This is a genomic window from Nonomuraea sp. NPDC050643 (assembly GCF_040654715.1).
Lineage (GTDB): Bacteria > Actinomycetota > Actinomycetes > Streptosporangiales > Streptosporangiaceae > Nonomuraea.
This window is the reverse complement of the sequence record NZ_JBFAIM010000066.1, coordinates 22,443-38,263: the sequence shown is the minus strand read 5'-3', so window position 1 is coordinate 38,263 and position 15,821 is coordinate 22,443. Positions and strand designations below refer to the sequence as shown.

The 15,821-nt window shown below is 71.2% G+C and carries 17 protein-coding genes; 8 read left to right on the top strand and 9 right to left on the bottom strand.

Annotated elements, in window-relative coordinates; all coding sequences use genetic code 11:
* Positions 1–10: 10 nt before the first annotated feature.
* Positions 11–880, top strand: a complete 870-nt coding sequence (locus tag AB0I15_RS52200) for a LysR family transcriptional regulator (RefSeq protein WP_358114331.1) — start codon at positions 11–13, stop codon at positions 878–880.
* On the opposite strand, the gene AB0I15_RS52195 is transcribed toward AB0I15_RS52200, so the two are convergent.
* Positions 861–1,457, bottom strand: a complete 597-nt coding sequence (locus AB0I15_RS52195) for a TetR/AcrR family transcriptional regulator (protein WP_358114328.1) — start codon at positions 1,455–1,457, stop codon at positions 861–863. The genes AB0I15_RS52200 and AB0I15_RS52195 overlap by 20 nt on opposite strands.
* Positions 1,458–1,543: 86 nt before the next feature.
* On the opposite strand from AB0I15_RS52195, the gene AB0I15_RS52190 reads away from it, so the two are divergent.
* Entirely contained in the window at positions 1,544–2,497 is a 954-nt protein-coding gene (locus AB0I15_RS52190; RefSeq protein WP_358114325.1) for a zinc-binding dehydrogenase, read from the top strand.
* A 12-nt stretch (positions 2,498–2,509) separates the two neighbouring features.
* Here AB0I15_RS52190 and AB0I15_RS52185 read toward each other — a convergent pair whose 3' ends face one another.
* The gene (locus tag AB0I15_RS52185) at positions 2,510–3,454 is read right to left on the bottom strand and encodes a serine hydrolase (protein WP_358114322.1); all 945 of its coding nucleotides are present in this window, start codon (positions 3,452–3,454) and stop codon (positions 2,510–2,512) included.
* A 45-nt stretch (positions 3,455–3,499) separates the two neighbouring features.
* A complete protein-coding gene (locus tag AB0I15_RS52180; protein ID WP_358114319.1) occupies positions 3,500–4,012 on the bottom strand; it encodes a flavoprotein in 513 nt (170 codons plus the stop codon).
* Positions 4,013–4,091: 79 nt separating this feature from the next.
* Between AB0I15_RS52180 and AB0I15_RS52175 the strand changes: the two genes are divergently transcribed.
* Positions 4,092–5,066: a polyprenyl synthetase family protein gene (locus tag AB0I15_RS52175; RefSeq protein ID WP_358114317.1), complete on the top strand. Its 975-nt coding sequence runs from the start codon at positions 4,092–4,094 to the stop codon at positions 5,064–5,066.
* Here the strand turns inward: AB0I15_RS52175 and AB0I15_RS52170 are convergent.
* Together AB0I15_RS52170 and AB0I15_RS52165 are read right to left on the bottom strand one after the other, a co-directional pair.
* Complete coding sequence (locus AB0I15_RS52170) at positions 5,044–6,477, bottom strand: MFS transporter (RefSeq protein ID WP_358114314.1); 1,434 nt, start codon at positions 6,475–6,477, stop codon at positions 5,044–5,046. The two genes, AB0I15_RS52175 and AB0I15_RS52170, sit on opposite strands and share 23 nt — an antisense overlap.
* A gap of 41 nt (positions 6,478–6,518) precedes the next feature.
* Positions 6,519–7,247, bottom strand: coding sequence for a class I SAM-dependent methyltransferase (locus AB0I15_RS52165; protein WP_358114311.1), 729 nt, complete (start codon positions 7,245–7,247; stop codon positions 6,519–6,521).
* A 190-nt stretch (positions 7,248–7,437) separates the two neighbouring features.
* Between AB0I15_RS52165 and AB0I15_RS52160 the strand changes: the two genes are divergently transcribed.
* A complete protein-coding gene (locus tag AB0I15_RS52160) occupies positions 7,438–8,739 on the top strand; it encodes an LCP family protein (RefSeq protein ID WP_358114308.1) in 1,302 nt (433 codons plus the stop codon).
* Here AB0I15_RS52160 and AB0I15_RS52155 read toward each other — a convergent pair.
* Positions 8,736–9,215, bottom strand: coding sequence for a tetratricopeptide repeat protein (locus AB0I15_RS52155; RefSeq protein ID WP_358114306.1), 480 nt, complete (start codon positions 9,213–9,215; stop codon positions 8,736–8,738). The genes AB0I15_RS52160 and AB0I15_RS52155 overlap by 4 nt on opposite strands.
* A gap of 62 nt (positions 9,216–9,277) precedes the next feature.
* On the opposite strand from AB0I15_RS52155, the gene AB0I15_RS52150 reads away from it, so the two are divergent.
* Positions 9,278–10,207 (top strand): ATP-binding protein, encoded by a 930-nt coding sequence (locus AB0I15_RS52150; RefSeq protein WP_358114303.1) that lies wholly within the window; start codon positions 9,278–9,280, stop codon positions 10,205–10,207.
* Positions 10,208–10,330: 123 nt separating this feature from the next.
* Positions 10,331–10,717 carry an SCO5389 family protein gene (locus tag AB0I15_RS52145; RefSeq protein ID WP_358114300.1) on the top strand — a complete coding sequence of 129 codons (387 nt, stop codon included), beginning with the start codon at positions 10,331–10,333 and terminating at the stop codon, positions 10,715–10,717.
* A 33-nt stretch (positions 10,718–10,750) separates the two neighbouring features.
* Here AB0I15_RS52145 and AB0I15_RS52140 read toward each other — a convergent pair whose 3' ends face one another.
* From AB0I15_RS52140 to AB0I15_RS52130, 3 genes are read right to left on the bottom strand one after another with little or no spacing between them, the layout of a single operon-like run.
* Positions 10,751–11,734 (bottom strand): LLM class flavin-dependent oxidoreductase, encoded by a 984-nt coding sequence (locus AB0I15_RS52140; RefSeq protein ID WP_358114297.1) that lies wholly within the window; start codon positions 11,732–11,734, stop codon positions 10,751–10,753.
* Positions 11,735–11,775: 41 nt separating this feature from the next.
* Positions 11,776–12,447 (bottom strand): ribonuclease HII, encoded by a 672-nt coding sequence (locus AB0I15_RS52135; protein ID WP_358114294.1) that lies wholly within the window; start codon positions 12,445–12,447, stop codon positions 11,776–11,778.
* 36 nt (positions 12,448–12,483) lie between these two features.
* Positions 12,484–13,515 carry a LysR family transcriptional regulator gene (locus AB0I15_RS52130; protein WP_358114291.1) on the bottom strand — a complete coding sequence of 344 codons (1,032 nt, stop codon included), beginning with the start codon at positions 13,513–13,515 and terminating at the stop codon, positions 12,484–12,486.
* A 79-nt stretch (positions 13,516–13,594) separates the two neighbouring features.
* Here AB0I15_RS52130 and AB0I15_RS52125 point away from each other — a divergent pair, with 79 nt between their 5' ends.
* Together AB0I15_RS52125 and AB0I15_RS52120 are read left to right on the top strand one after the other, a co-directional pair.
* Positions 13,595–14,881, top strand: a complete 1,287-nt coding sequence (locus AB0I15_RS52125) for a pyridoxal phosphate-dependent aminotransferase (RefSeq protein WP_358114288.1) — start codon at positions 13,595–13,597, stop codon at positions 14,879–14,881.
* Between the two features lie 141 nt (positions 14,882–15,022).
* The gene (locus AB0I15_RS52120) at positions 15,023–15,667 is read left to right on the top strand and encodes a GNAT family protein (RefSeq protein ID WP_358114285.1); all 645 of its coding nucleotides are present in this window, start codon (positions 15,023–15,025) and stop codon (positions 15,665–15,667) included.
* The last annotated feature ends 154 nt before the right edge of the window (positions 15,668–15,821 follow it).

Sequence of the window (15,821 nt, the reverse complement as noted above, 5' to 3'; positions counted from 1 at the left end):
AGCTGAGCTTATGCTCGACCCACGCAAGCTCCACCTGCTCCGCGAACTCGCCAGGCGCGGCACGATCGCCGCGGTGGCGGAGGCGGTGACGTTCACGCCGTCGGCGGTGTCCCAGCAGCTCAGCGCCCTGGAGCGAGAGGCGGGCGTGGCCCTGCTCGAACGTACGGGCCGCACGGTGTCCCTGACCCCGGCGGGGCACCTTCTGGTGGAGCACGCGCAGGCCGTGCTGGAGGAGCTCGAACGCGCGTCGGCGGCCCTGGCCGCCGCGCGGGGCGGCCCTTCGGGACCCCTGCGGATCGGCGCGTTCCCCACGGCCGCCCGCGTGCTCCTGCCGCCCGCCCTCGCCGACCTGACCGGCGCGCATCCGGGGCTGGAGCCGATGATCAGCGAGATCGACCCGGCCGACGTCTCGGCCGCGCTGCGGGCCGGGGAGCTGGACGTGGCCCTGGTGCACGAGTACGACTTCGTCCCGCCGGTCACCGACGCCTCGATCGAGACCGAGTCGCTGTTCAGCGAGCCCATGTACCTCACCGACCGCCCCTCGATCGCCGCCGCCCGCGCCGACACGTGGATCACGAACAAGCCCGGCACCCTCTGCCACACCATGGCGATCAGGGTCTGCCAGGCGGCCGGGTTCGAGCCCCGCGTGCGGCACCACATCGACGACTTCGACACCGTGCTGGCCTTCGCCGCCGCCGGTCAGGGAGTGGCGCTCGTCCCCCGCCTGGCCGCGATCGGCCCACCGCCCGGGGTGACGCTCACGCGCCTGCCGCTGAGCCGCCGCACGCTGGCGGCGTTCAGAAGGGGCAACGGCGCGCATCCGGCGATCAGAGCGGCCATCGCCGCCTTCCACGCCGCCATCACCCACCTGCCTCTCTGAACAGCCCCCTGACGAGCTGGGCGAAGGCGGCGGCGAGCCGCTCATGCTCACCCGCCCGCAACTGGCTGGCGATCGGCTCCATGTGCAGGGTGCCGAGCAGCATGTGGGCGATCTGCGCGGCGTCCACGTCGGGCCGCCCCGCGGCGATCAGCCCGGACACGTGCCGGTGCCAGAACACGTAGATCGGGTTGGCCTCCCTGGGCTGCTCGGCGCCGGTCTTCCTGGTGATCGCGGCGTGCTCGATCGCCGCCATCAGGTTGCCGTTGCGCGCACCCAGCGCCGCCGCCGCCGCCAGAAACGCGACCAGCCGCTCCTCCGGCTCCGCACCAGGCCCGAGCGGTGCCGGCCCCTCGACCACGGCCTGCTCCAGCTCGCGCGCCCGCTCGGACATCAACTCCAGCATGAGCCCGGTACGGCTGCCGAACCGGTGGAAGACCGTCCCCTTGCCCACGCCGGCGGCGGCCGCGACCCGCTCGACGGAGACCTGCTCGGGCGGGTGCCGCCGCAGCAGGTCTTCGGCCGCCCGCAGGATCGCCTGCCTGTTGCGCGCGGCGTCGGCCCGCTCTCGACGTTCCATCCGGTCATTCTTTCCCATGGACAAAGTTGACCAGTGGTCCATATATTAACTGGACCACTGGTTCACTTAATTGAGGAGAACTCGCCATGCGCGCGATCGTCCTGCCGGAAACCGGCGCCCCCGAACTGCTGCGGCCGGCCGACCTGCCACGCCCGGCCGCGGCGGAGGGCCAGGTCGTCATCCGCGCCCAGGTCGTCGGCGTCAGCTACGCCGAGACGCAGATCCGGGCCGGCACGTTCCCCTTCCCCCTGACCCTTCCCGCCGTCCTCGGCGCGGAGGCCGCCGGCGAGGTGATCGAGGTCGGCCCCGGGGTGGACGAGAGCCTGCTCGGCACCACCATCGTCGGGGTGACCGGCGGAACCGGGGCATACGCCGAATACGTCGCCCTCCCCGCTGCCATGACCTGCCCCGTGCCCGACGGCGTGGCCCCGGCCGAGGCGCTCGCGGCGGCGGCCCCCGGCTCGATAGCCCTCGCCCTCCTCCACCGCGCCGCCCTGACCGGCGGCGAAACGGTCCTGGTGGAGGCCGCCACCAGCTCGGTGGGCACCTTCCTGGTACGGCACGCCAAGGAGTTCGGCGCCGCACGGGTGATCGCCACCGCGGGCTCGCCCGTCAAGCGCGAACGGGCCGCCGAGCTGGGCGCGGACACCGTACTCGACCATGGGCGGCCCGGCTGGCCCGCCGAGCTGCCCGACGTGGACGTGGCCTTCGAGGCCATCGGCGGCGCCTCGGCCAGGCAGGTGCTCGACCACCTCACGCCCGGCACCGGCCGCCTGCTGAACTACGGCCTGCTGAGCGGCGAACCCGCCGCCGTGACCGCCGCCGACCTCATGGAGCACGGCGTGACGGTCACCGGTTGCAGCGGCCCCGCCTGGGCCGGACAGGTCTTCGGCACGCACTACCGGGAGCTGCTGACCAGGCTCGCCACGGGCCGGAGCGCCGCGACCATCGCCCGCACCCTCCCCCTCGAGCAGGCCGCCGAAGCCCACCGCCTCCTGGAGAGCCGCGCGCTCACGGGCCGCGTCCTGCTCGCCTCCTGAGGGCCGAGGCGACTATCGGCCGACGACGGCGTCCAGCACGGCCGTCGCGCTGTCGGCCCCCATGTCGTAGTCTCCCGCCGTGACCGCCACGACCAGGCCCTCCTCGGGCGCCACGAACAAGCGCTGCCCGCCGTTCCCGATGCCCTCGACCGAGCGGCGCTCACCGGTGCCGAGATACCACTGGTAGCCGTACTCCCAGCCGTCGGCGATCGCGACATGGGGGCGCAGCGCCTCCCGGAGCCACGCACCGGGCACGATGTCCCGCCCGCCGTCGAGCACGAGCTGCCCGACGGCGGCCAGGTCGATCGGCCGCAGCCGCAGCCCGGCCGCCGCGCTCGCCAGCCCGTGGCCGCCCGTGACCCACTCGAACGACCCGATGCCGAGCGGCCGGAAGAGCACGTCATCGGCGTACTCCTCCAGCCGCCGGCCGGCCCCCCGGGCGATGATCCCGCCGAGCAGCGCGCTCGCCCCGCCGCAGTAGTGCCACCGCCTGCCCGCCTCCTCGACGACCGGCCGCTCCAGCACGTAGCGGTGCCGGTCGGGGGCCATCTCCATGGCGATCTCGCTGTTGGCGGGGCTGGTGTAGGGCGCGCTCTCGTCCCACTCGAGCCCCAAGGTCATGGTCAGGGCATGCTCGACGGTGAGATGCGCCCGCCCCGCGTCACCCACCAAATCCTGATATTCCGGGAACTGACCCACCAGGCCCGCCCCCGGCTCCGGCACCAGCCCTTGGCCCAGCGCGATCCCGTACAGCAGCCCGACGACGCTCTTGGTCACGGACCGGAGGTCGTGCAGCGTGTCCCGCCCGAACTCCACGTGCCCCAGCGGCTCCCCGAGCCGGTGGTCGGGCCCGGCACCGTACCGCTCGATCACGACCTCACCGGCCCGCATCACGACGAGCCCATGGAAACCGGGCGCCACGCCGGACCGCAGCACCTCATCGACCCGCTCAGCCATTTCCACGATGTACCTCCCAAAGTCGGCACATCCTGGCATAAAGCCTCACACGGTGTCAGACGCAAGCTCGGCCAGCGCCCGCTCCCACGGATAGGACTCGGAGTGGTCCGCGTCGAGCACCACCCGTACGCCGTCCGCCCGCAGATCCTCGACGCTGCGCCGGAAGGGCGTACGCGCGGCCAGGGCGCTGTTGACGAACGGCAGCACCACCACCGGGATCCCCAGCCCCGGCGCCTCCGCCAGCACCCCCAGCGCGTACGTGTCCGCGATCCCCAGCGCGAACTTGTTGATCGTGTTGTACGTCGCCGGCGCCACGATCATCGCATCGGCCCTGGGCGGCTTCGGCTCGTGCGGCTTGCGGTACCGGCTGCGCACCGGCCGCCCCGTCTGCCGCTCCAGTTCCCCCACGTCGATGAAGTCCAGCGCCGACGGCGTGGCCACGATCTGCACGACCCAGCCCGCCTCCTGCGCCATGGCGACCAGCCGGCCGACGTCGGCCGCCGCACCCGCCGCGCAGACGATGAGATAGAGGACCTCCTCCGAGGATTCTTCGCTCACACCCGACATTGTTCACCGCTGAGAGCCTCCTCAGGGTCTCTCAGGCTCGGCACAGCGGCGGCCGAGCAGGCTGGACGGCATGGATCAACTACTGCGCAGCCCGGCCGTCGCCGCGGGGCTGGCCAAGGTCGAAGCCAAGGTCAAGCGGCTGAGCGGCTCGTCGGCGCTGCCCGGCATCAACGCGGGCGCCGGGCGCATCGTCTCGGCGGGCGGCAAACGACTGCGCCCCGCCATGACGCTCGCCACCGCCATCGCGCTCGGCAAGGCCCCCGACCGCCGGGTGATCACGGCCGCCGCCTGCGTCGAGCTCGTCCACGCCGGCTCGCTCGTGCACGACGACCTCATGGACCGGGCCACCGAGCGCCGCGGCGCCAGGACCCTCAACGCCGAGCTGGGCGACGGCAAGGCGCTGGTGATCGGCGACTTCATGCTGGCCAGGGCCGGGCTGGCGGCGATCACGGCGGTGTCCAGGCCGGTGGCGGAGGTGCTGGCGGCCACCGTCGTGGAGCTGGCCGAGGGGCAGTACCTGGAGACGGCGGAGCTGTTCAACGCCGCCCGCACGCAGGAGAGCGCGCTGAGGTCCATCACCGGCAAGACGGCCGCCCTCTTCAGGGCCGGGTGCCTGGTGGCGGCCGTGTGCGCGCACGCCTCGGCGGAGGACCGGGCGCGGATGGCGACCTATGGGGAGAAGTTCGGGCTGATCTTCCAGATCCTCGACGACCTGCTCGACCTGACCGCCACCAGCGAGCAGCTCGGCAAGCCGGCCGGCAACGACCTGCGGCAGGGCGTCTACACCCTGCCCGTGATCCTGTCGGGGGTCGACGTGTCGGGGCCGGCGGACGAGGTGCTGCGCGAGCTGCGGGCGAGCCGGATGGCAGAGCGCACGATCGCGTACTGCCGGGGCCTGGCCTCCGACGCGCTGGCCGCCCTGCCCGTGCTCCACGACCGGGAGATGGCCTCCATCCTGTACGGCCTGCCCGGCGCGTACATCGACCGCGTGGCGGGGCAGGCGCACCTGACCGCCACCGGCGTCATGCGGTCTTCGCGGACGTGAGCGGCTCGGCGATCTCCTCCAGCCCCTTGCGCTCGGCCTTGACCCCGAGGAACAGCTCGACCAGCCCGGCCGCGATCATCACCACCGCGCCGATGGTGAACGCCAGCGCGGTGTCCCCCAGCTTGCCGGTCTCGACCAGCGAGGCGAAGATGAGCGGTCCGGCGATGCCGCCGACGGCCGTGCCGACCGCGAAGAAGAACGCGATGGCCATGGCCCTGGTCTCCATGGGGAAGATCTCGCTGACCGTCAGGTACGCCGAACTGGCCCCCGCCGAGGCCACGAACAACACCACCGACCAGCAGGCCGTCAGCGTGACCGCGTCGAGCAGGCCCTGGTTGAACAGCCAGGCCGTGCCCAGCAGGAGCACGCCGGACACGATGTAGGTGGCCGAGATCATCGGGATCCGGCCCACGGTGTCGAAGAGGTGGCCGAGCAGGAGCGGGCCGAGGAAGTTGCCGACCGCGATGACCGCGAAGTAGTAACCGGTGTGGGTGTCGATGTTGTAGAACGTCGACAGGATCTGCGCGTACCCGAAGGTGATCGCGTTGTAGAGGAACGCCTGCCCGACGAAGAGCGACAGCCCCAGCACCGTCCGCTTGGGGTAGCGGGCGACCATGGTGTGCGCGATCTGGACGAACCCGATCGACTTGCGCTGGTGGATGGTCATCGACTTCTCGGGCTCGGGCAGGTCGTCCTTGCCGATCTGGTGCTCGATCTCGCCGACGATCTTCTCGGCCTCCTCGCCCCGGCCGTGGATGAACAGCCAGCGCGGGCTCTCCGGCACGTTCCGCCGGACCAGCAGGATGGCCAGGCCCAGCACCACGCCGAGGCCGAACGCGACGCGCCAGCCGATGTTGACCGGCAGGTCGTTCAGCAGCGGCACGGTCAGCAGCGCGCCGCCGGCGGCGCCGAGCCAGTAGCTGCCGTTGATGATGATGTCGATGCGGCCGCGGTGCCGGCTGGGGATGAGCTCGTCGATGGCGGAGTTGATGGCGGCGTACTCGCCGCCGATCCCGAACCCCGTCAGGAACCTGAACAGGAAGAACCACCACGCGCTGAAGGAGAACGCGGTCATCAGCGTCGCGAACAGGTAGACGAGCAGCGTGATGATGAACAGCTTCTTGCGGCCGAACCTGTCGGTCAGCCAGCCGAAGAACAATGCGCCCGAGCAGGCGCCGGCCACGTAGAGGGCCGCGGCCAGGCCGGCGACCTGCGCCTGGGTGATGTCCAGGCCGCTGCCCGGCTTGGCGAGCTGGGCGGAGAGGTTGCCGACGATGGTGACCTCGAGCCCGTCGAGGATCCAGACGGTGCCGAGACCTATGACGATCATCCAGTGCCAGCGGGACCACGGCAGCCGGTCCAGCCGTGCGGGCACTTTCGTGCTGATGGTCCCGGTTCCGACGTCGCTCATAAGGTCATGTGGATACCCCGCGAGCGGGCGGCAAACGTGGCCTATGCGGCAGGTTTCCTGGCTTCCAGGATCTCCGTGCGGAGCCAGGGGCCGCCGTGCCAGAACCGCCATCCGGCGTCGCGCCGCCGGATGTCCACGACGCCGAGGCCGCGCAGCGTGGCCTCGTACGCGGGGGTGTGCCGGAAGTCGGCGATCAGCATCAGCCCGCCGGGCCGCAGCACCCGGTGCGCCTCGCGGACGGCCTGTTCGCGCCCGTCCTGGGCAGGGATGTCGTGCACGGCCTGGCTGGAGACGACCACGTCGAACGCCTCGTCGCCGAAGGGCAGGTCACGCATGTCGCCCGTCACGAGTTCCACGCGCTCGGAGACGCCCTCCGCCTCGGCGTTCGTCCGGGTCACCGTCTCGCCGTTGCCCGGCTGGTCCCGCGAGCGCCACAGGTCGATGCCGGTCGCCCGGCCGCGCTCCAGCCGCCGGGCCGCCTGCAGCAGCACCGCTCCCCTGCCACAGCCGAGGTCGAGCAGCCGCTCGCCGCCCTCCAGCCGCTCGAGCTCCTCGGCCCAGACCGCGAACTTGCCGCGCCGCGTCGTGTAGACGTAGCTGGTCGCGCTGGCCAGCGTGTAGAGCGAGCCGAAGAGGAAGGCGATTCCCGCGGGGAGGATGTCGAGTGTGAAGGAGAGCACCGCCAGGGCCAGCAGGACGGCCGCTCCGAAGAGCAGACCGGCCAGGGCCCAGGGCGCGTCGAACCCGTACCTGCCGTGTCGCTTGCGCACATTCACGTTATATCTCAAGGTGGTCTTGACGGGGAATTGACCAAAACCTTCCCCTTCGCCCCGCCAATCACGCACAACCCGTTACTAAGGTGGCTTGGATGGGCACGCAATGGGGGTTTGACCAGGCATGACGGGAAGAGAGCGAAATTTTGGCCTGGGGGCGAGCATCGCACTGACACTCGCTTCGACGGTGTTGTGGGGAGTGGCGCACCTGGCCGCCGAGCGCCGCAAAACCGGGCTGGCACTGATGGCCGCCTACGTGCTGATGCTGGCCGGCGTGCTGACCGTGTTCACGGCGTTCAGCGTCAACCTCCTGTCCCTGGCCGTGCAGCCGCGCTGGCTCAGCGTGCTCACCGCCGCCCTGGTGGCGATCGCCCTCATCTGGACCGGCGTGATCGTCTGGTCCTTCCTCCTCGTACGCCCCGCGCGCTCGGACGCCGTCGGCCGCTTCCTGACCACCACGCTCACCATCGCCCTCTGCGCGCTCGTCCTGGCCCCGACCGCGTACGCCACCCGGCTCGCCTACCTGTCGCGCGACGTCGTGAACACCCTGTTCAGGCCCGGCAGCACCGCCCCCGTCATGGCCCAGGACCCGTGGAACGGCGCCGACCGGGTCAACTTCCTGCTCCTCGGCGGCGACTCGGCGCCCGGCCGGCCCGGGGTGCGTACCGACAGCATGACCGTGGCCAGCGTGGACGTCGAAAGCGGCGCGACCACCCTGTTCGGCCTCCCGCGTAACCTGCAGCAGGTCCGGATGCCCGACGGCCCGGCCAGGGCACGCTTCCCGTGGGGCTTCACCGGCGCGGGCCCCGGCACCCCCGGTCTGCTCAACGAGGTCTTCCAGTTCGCCGAGGACCACCCGGACATGGTGCCCGGCGCGGAGAAGGGCAAGCGCGGCCCGACCCTGATCAAGCAGACGATCGGCGAGATCCTCGGCATCGACGTGGACTACTACGCCATGGTGGACATGAAGGGCTTCGCGGAGATCATCGACGCCATGGGCGGCGTACAGGTGACCATCAAGGAGCCCATCGTCTACGGCCGGCACCGCGAGGGCATGCTCGCCGCCGGCACCCGCAAGCTGTCCGGCGAGGAGGCCCTCTGGTACGGCCGCTCGCGCACCGACAGCGACGACTACGTGCGCATGGGCCGCCAGAAGTGCCTGCTCAACGCCGTGGCCAAGCAGGCCGACCCGATGACCGTGCTCAACAGCTTCGAGCGCCTCGCGGCGGCCACGAAGCGGGCCATCTCCACCGACCTGCCCCAGGACCTCCTGCCCGCCGTCGTGAACCTGGCCGACAAGGTCAAGGACGCCAAGATGCGCAGCCTCAGCTTCGTACCCCCGCTGATCAGCACCGCCGACCCCGACTGGCACCTGATCCGCGGCAAGGTCGCGGAGGCCCTGGACGATCGCCCCTCGACGAAGACCGCCGCGCACACGCCCTCGCCCAGCCCCGACGCCCCGATCAACCTCGACTCGGCCTGCGGCTAGACCCTCTCGTCCAGGTTGTCGGCGTAGTAGCCGATGGCCCGCTGGTAGCCGCCCGCCTTGTCCGACTCCGCGATCACCTTGAGCAGCATCGAGACCGCCTCTTGGGGCCGCTTGAGGTTGTACAGCGTCATCGCCTTGAACGTGCGCAGCGCCGGATCGCCGGGAAACTCGCCCAGCCCCCTGGTGAACATCTCCAGCGCCTGGTTGTAGCGCCCGAGCACCCGCAGCGTGCTCCCGTATCCCGTCCAGGCCCCCAGCCGGTCTTCGGCGGTCAGGCCCTCTCCCGCCAGCGCCTTCTCGTAGTAGGGCACGGCCTCGGCCTCGAGCCCGAGCGAATCGTGCACCCAGGCCGTCTGGTAGGCCACCTCGGCGTCGCCAGGATGCCGCCTGGCCAGACCGACCAGCAGCCGCCGGGCCTCTTCCTTCTCACCCTTTTCCCGTAGCCGCACGGCGTGGGCCAATTCCTCTTCGCGCATGCGCCCAGTGTGGCATGATGATCTGAAACGGAAACGGTTTTCATACTCAATGGGAGCGGCTCGTGAGAGTGGCGTTCGTCGGCAAGGGCGGCAGCGGCAAGACGACGATGTCGGCGCTGTTCGCCAGGCATGTGGCGAGCCAGGGCGGCCCCGTGGTCGCCATGGACGCCGACATCAACCAGCACCTGGCCCTCGTGCTCGGCCTCGACCGGCAGCCCGAGCCGCTCGGAGCCCACCTCACCGAGATCAAGGACCGGCTGCGCGGCACGAACCCGCGCATCCCGTCCGCCGACGCCATGGTCAAGACCACCCCGCCCGGCCGCGGCTCCACGCTGCTGAGCTTCGACGACCTGGCCGCCGACCCCTACGCCCTGACCACCCCCGACGGCCTGCGCCTGCTGGCCACGGGCCCGTTCAGCGAGGACGACCTGGGCGTGGCCTGCTACCACTCGAAGGTCGGCGCGGTGGAGCTGCTGCTCAACCACCTGATCGACGGCCAGGGCGAATACGTCGTGGTCGACATGACGGCCGGCGCCGACTCCTTCGCCTCCGGCCTGTTCACCCGGTTCGACCTGACCTTCCTCGTCGCCGAGCCGACCAGGCAGGGCGTCAGCGTCTACCACCAGTACCGCGACTACGCCGCCAAGTACGACGTGGCGCTCGCCGTGGTCGGCAACAAGGTGCACGGCCCGTCCGACGTCGACTTCCTGCGCGAGCACGTGGGCGACGACCTGCTCACCTGGATGGAGCACTCCACCGCCGTCCGCGCCATGGAGCAGGGCCGCCACTTCACGCTCGACGACCTCGAACCGGCCAACGCCGACGCCCTGGCCGTGCTCCGCAAGACCCTCGACGAGCAGGACAAGGACTGGGCCCGCTTCGGCCGCCAGACCGCGGAGTTCCACCTGCGCAACGCCCGCGCCTGGGGCAACGACAGGACCGGCACCGACCTGTCTGAGCAGATCGACCCGGACTTCGTCTACGGCCCCTGACCGAACACACCGATCGAGGCCCCTGAGCACGCGCCCTGACGACACGACTGTGCCCGCCAGGCATCTGGAGCGCCTCCCTTTCCGTATTTAGCGTCATATTCGACCCCTTCGAGAGGAGACAGCATGTCGCTGACCGTTCCGAACGATCTGCTCGACCAGGCCAGAGTCGGTGACGTGGACGACGCGACGTTCATCGCATGCGTCCGCGACTCCCTGCCCTACGCGTGGTCGCTGATCAGCGAGCTGGTCAAGCAACGCGAGCACAGCGGGGCCGAGTTCGCCGACAACCAGGTGCCGCCGCCGTCCGAGGAGGCTCGGGGGCAGCTCCTGCGCTGCCTGGCGAGCGACTCGATGCGTGGCGCGCTGGAGCGCTACTTCGGCGTCCGCCTGGCCTTCCAGAACTGCCACCGGGTCGCCGTGTTCGACCCGGCGGCGACGAAGGCCCTGGCCGACTTCGTCACCCCGCGGGCTCAGATCCTCAACCAGAAACCCGAACTGGTGGACTGCTGAACCCTGCCGGCGGGCCGTTCCCCGGCCCGCCGGTCACTCGGGCAGCAGCGGCAGCACCTCGGCCCCGAACCGCCGGATGTTCTCCAGGGTCCGCCGGTGCTCGCCCATCCCCTCCACCATCACGATGAAGTGCTCGATCCCGGCGACCTCCGAGGTGCGGCGCAGGGTCTCGGCGCAGTGCTCCGCCGAGCCGACCGGATGGATACGGCTCAGCAGCTCCACGTACGCCGGCACGTCACGTGACCCCCGAAGCCGCCCGTCCACCGGCACATATCCCGCCAGCCCCGGCCCCATCCAGCGCGGCATCGACCCCTTGAGATCCCGCACCGCCGCGGCAGTCGAGTCGGCCACGTACGCCACCCCGGCCGCCACGTGCCCCTTCGCCGTCCCGCCCCGTGCGGCGTAGCCGGCGATCAGGGCCGCCTTGTCCGCGTCGCCGACGTGCATCCCCAGCAGCATCCGCAGCCCGCGCGCCGCCGCCAGCCCCACGGTCGACTCCGAGGTGCACGCGACCACCGGCCGCAGCCGGGCCCCGGGCACCATGGCGACCTCCCGGAACCGGAAGAACTCCCCGTCGGCCGCCACCGAACCGCCGCCGGACAGCGCGCCGAGCAGGACGTCGAGCGACTCCTCGAACCCCCGCTCGTACCGGTCGAGCCCGGTGCCGAAGACCTCCAGGTCCACCCACGGCCCGCCCCTGCCCACGCCCAGCGTGAACCGCCCGCCGGACAGGTGGTGCAGCATGGCCGCCTGCTCGGCGAGCGCCACGGGATGCCAGGTGGACAGCACGCTGACGGCCGTGCCGAGCCCGATCCGCGAGGTCCTGCCGACGGCCGCCGCCGCCAGCGTGGTGGCCGACGGGCACACGCCGTAGGACATGAAGTGGTGCTCGGCGATCCACGCGTCGTCGAACCCCGCCTCCTCGGCCGCCACGATCAGCTCGACGGCATCGGCGAGCACCCGCCCCGGCTCCTGGCCGGGAAACTGCGCCGCGACGATGAAGACCCCGATTCGCACGCACCCGATGATGGCCGATGACCTGGGCTTATGGAGCCTGTTCAGCCGAAAAGGGTGGCCTGCCCCTCGCCGGCGAGGGGGTCGCGATGCCGCTTCAGGTGCCGCCACTTCGGCAGGTCGTCCAGGTAGGACCACGAGAGCCGGTGGTGCGCGGTCGGCCCCAGCTCGGCCAGCGTCTCCTGGTGGATGGGCGAGGGGTAGCCGGCGTTCTCGGCGAAGCCGTACGCGTGGCAGCCGATCGTCGCCATGTAGGCGTCGCGCCGCACCTTGGCCAGCACCGACGCGGCGGCCACGGAGATGCTCGCCGCGTCGCCCCTGACCTCCAGGCGCACCGGCCACGGCGGGCCGATGTAGTCGTGCTTGCCGTCGAGGATCACCGCGTCGGGACGCACCGGCAGCGACTCCAGCGCCCGGCGGGCGGCCCTGCGCAGCGCCTCGGTCATGCCCAGCGTGTCGATCTCGGTGTGCGTGGCCTCGCCGAAGCCGACGCCGGCCGCCCAGCCGTCCAGCTCGGCGGCCAGCGGCCCGCGCCTGGCGGCGGAGACCTGCTTGGAGTCCGTCAGCCCGGCGGGCGGCTCGGACAGGTCGGTGACGACGGCGCAGACCGTGACGGGCCCCGCCCAGGCGCCGCGGCCCACCTCGTCGACCCCCGCCACCGTGCGGATGCTCGGCTGGGCGAGCAGAAGGTGCTCGATCTCGTACGTCGGCGCCATAGGCGCAGACGTTATCGCGTCGGACGAGGTGTCACCTCATTCGCCGAACGAGCGGCCCACGTCCCCCATCGACCGCAGCGCCTTGCCCGGCCATTCGGCCAGCGGGTCGTCCTGGCCGCGCGGGGTCTCCCTGGCGCGGTCCGCCGGGCGTACCGGATCCAGGTCGGCCGCGATGTAGCGGGCGGCCACGTGGATCGCGCGCAGGGTCACCGACACCGACGGCCGGTGCACGCTGGAGCCGCGGGCGACCGCGTGCACCTCGCGCCCCACCGGGTTGCCCGGGAACTGCCGCACGGCCAGCCCCCGCACCCCGGCGGCCAGCGCGAGCGCCGGGACGGCGGCGATGCCGATGCCCTTGGCGACGAGCGACAGGATCGTCCCCAGGCCCTCGAACTCCCACGGTGTCGGCCGGGTGCCACCCACGTCCACCAGCAGCCGGTCCACCGCCAGCCGCGAGGGCTCGCCGTCGGGGGTCGCCATCCACGGCTCGTTCCGCAGCTCGCGCAGGTCCAGGGGCACGTCGGGGTCGGCGAGGCGGTGCTTGCGCGGCACCACCAGCACGAGAGGGTCGCGCAGGAGGGGGAACACGCGCAGGCTCTCGCTGTCGCGGACGCCTCCGTACCAGTCGTCGACGAGCGCGATGTCCACCTCCCCCGACTGCACCTCGCGCATGCCGCGCCCCGACCTGCTCTGCCCGAGCCGGAGCGTCAGCTCCGTGTGGCGGCGCAGCGAGCGGGCGAGCGCGGGCGCGAACGCCACCGCCGCCGTCGGGAACGCGGTGACCACGACTCGTCCCGCGGGCGTGCCCGCGTGGGCGGACAGGTCGGACTCGGCCTCCTCGACCATCGACAGGATGCGCTCGGCGTGCACGACCAACCGGCGGCCCGCGTCGGTCAGCTCGGCGCTGCGCGCCGTCCTGTCGATGAGGGCCGTCCCGGTCTCGCGCTCCAGCGCCACGAGTTGCTGCGAGACGGCCGAAGGACTGTAACCGAGCGACTCCGCCGTCGCCGCGATGCTGCCCTTTCTGGCGAACTCGCAGATCAGCACCAACCGCCGCAATTCGAGCATCAGTCTTCCTTATGCCTACCCACAAAAAGCCTCGCTTGTCCTGATGCCTTCATCCAACCACGCTGGGAAGGTGACCAACATGAGCGTGACTCTGTCCGCCACTCTGGCGGCGAACGAGGACATCGAACGAAGACGGCGCGCCGGGGAGCGCGTGGTGCACCTGGCCTTCGGGGAGGCAGGTCTGCCCGTCCACCCGGCACTGCGCGACAAGCTGGCCGCCGCATCAGAGCGCAACGGCTACGGGCCGGTCGCGGGGGCGTCCGGACTGCGGACCGCGGCGGCGGGCTACTGGACACGACGTGGGCTCATCACCGACCCCGACCTGGTCGTCAGCGGCCCCGGCAGCAAGTCGCTGCTGTACGGCCTGCTCCTGGCGATCGGCGGAGACATCGTGTTGCCCATGCCGAGCTGGGTCAGCTACGCCGCGCAGGCCGATCTCGTCGGTTCCCGCCCCATCCTGGTGCCCGCACCGCCAGGAGAGGGTGGCGTGCCCGACCCGGATCTGGTCGCCGCCGAAGTCCGCAGGGCCAGGGCGCAGGGCAGGACGGTCAGCTCGGTGCTGGTCACCCTGCCCGACAACCCGACGGGCCGGCTGGCCACGCCGTCGTCCATCAGCCGCCTGGTCAGGCTCGCCCGCGAGCTCGACCTGATGATCATCTCGGACGAGATCTACCGGGACCTGCTGCACGACCCGGACCTGCCCTACACCTCGCCGGCCGATCTCGCGCCCGAGCGCACGATCATCACCACCGGGCTGAGCAAGAGCCTGGCGCTGGGCGGCTGGCGGATCGGGGTGGCCAGGCTGCCCGAGGACGGGCACGCGCTGCGCCGGCGGTTGCTCGCGGTGGCCAGCGAGATCTGGTCGGCGCCCGCGGCGCCCGTACAGGAGGCCGCGGCCTACGCCTTCGGCGATCCGCCCGAGCTGACCGACCGCATCGCCCGCAGCCGCCGGCTGCACGGCACGGTCGCGCGGGCCGTACGCGACCGGTTCGTGGAGATCGGCGCCGGCGTGCCGATCCCTCAGGGCGGCTTCTACCTCTATCCGGACCTGAGCCATCTGCGACTCGGCGGGTCGGCCGAGATCACCAAGATCCTTCTGGAGGAACACGGCATCGGAGTCCTGCCCGGACACGCCTTCGGCGACGACCCCGCGTACGCCCGCGTACGCGTGGCGGTGAGCCTGCTCTACGGCGACACCGCCGAGGAGCGACAGGCCGCTCTCACCAGCGACGACCCGCTCCAGTTGCCGTGGATCGCGGACAATCTCGACTACCTGTCGATGGGCCTGAAGGAGCTCTCGCTGGTGCGCCACGGCGCGGTGCGCGAACGCCTCTCCGCGCTCGTCCCAGCGCCATGTCACGGTTAGGCGAATCTTTGCCCAAGAGCCGGTTTACCGTCCCCCAAAAGGGGGCTCTGACCTGCGGAAACAACCAGTCCGCAGAATCCGGTAAAAGATCTTCCTAACTGCCTGGTTACGTGCGCCCTCGCTTCCCCTCATCATGTGCACATGCCCGCTCTTGTCACCCTGTCCGGGCGCTCCGTGCGCCTGGAACCTCTCAGCCTCGCGGCGGTCGATGACCTCGTCGCCGCGGCGGGTGAAGACCGTTCCACCTACGGCTTCACCCGGGTCCCGAATGGCCGGGACGAGATGGTCTCCTATGTGGAGGCCGCGATGGCTGAGCAGGCGGAGGGCCGCACGTTGCCCTTCGCCATCCGGTGGCTGAACACCGACCGCGTGGTCGGTGCCACCCGTCTCATGCACCTGGAGTACTGGCAGGGCCCCATGCCCTGGCCTCCGGGCACACGTGGCGCGGTGGGCGACATTCCGTCCGTGGCCGACATCGGTTACACCTGGCTGGGCGCCTGCGCCCAGGGCACCGGGGTCAACCGGGAGAGCAAGTTCCTCATGCTCTCGCACGCCTTCGAGACGTGGAACGTCCACCGCATCACCCTGAAGGCAGATGTACGCAACACCAAGTCCCGGGCCGCCATCGAGGCTCTCGGCGCACACTTCGACGGGGTGCGGCGAGCGGATAGCCGAGGCGCCGACAATACGGTCCGAGATACCGCGTTCTACTCGATCCTGAACTCCGAATGGCCGGCCGTACGCGATCGGCTGGCCATGAGACTCGGACTGGTCGAGGCAGCCTGAGAACCCGTTCACCGACGGCCCCGCCCACATTCAGGGCGGGGCCTGTATTTTTTCCCGCCTGCATCCGCTCTACATGACACACGCCCCCGCGATGCGCGTCATGCCTGGCCGACCATCAGCATCCAGGGGCGTACTCAACACCCGATCAAAGGCG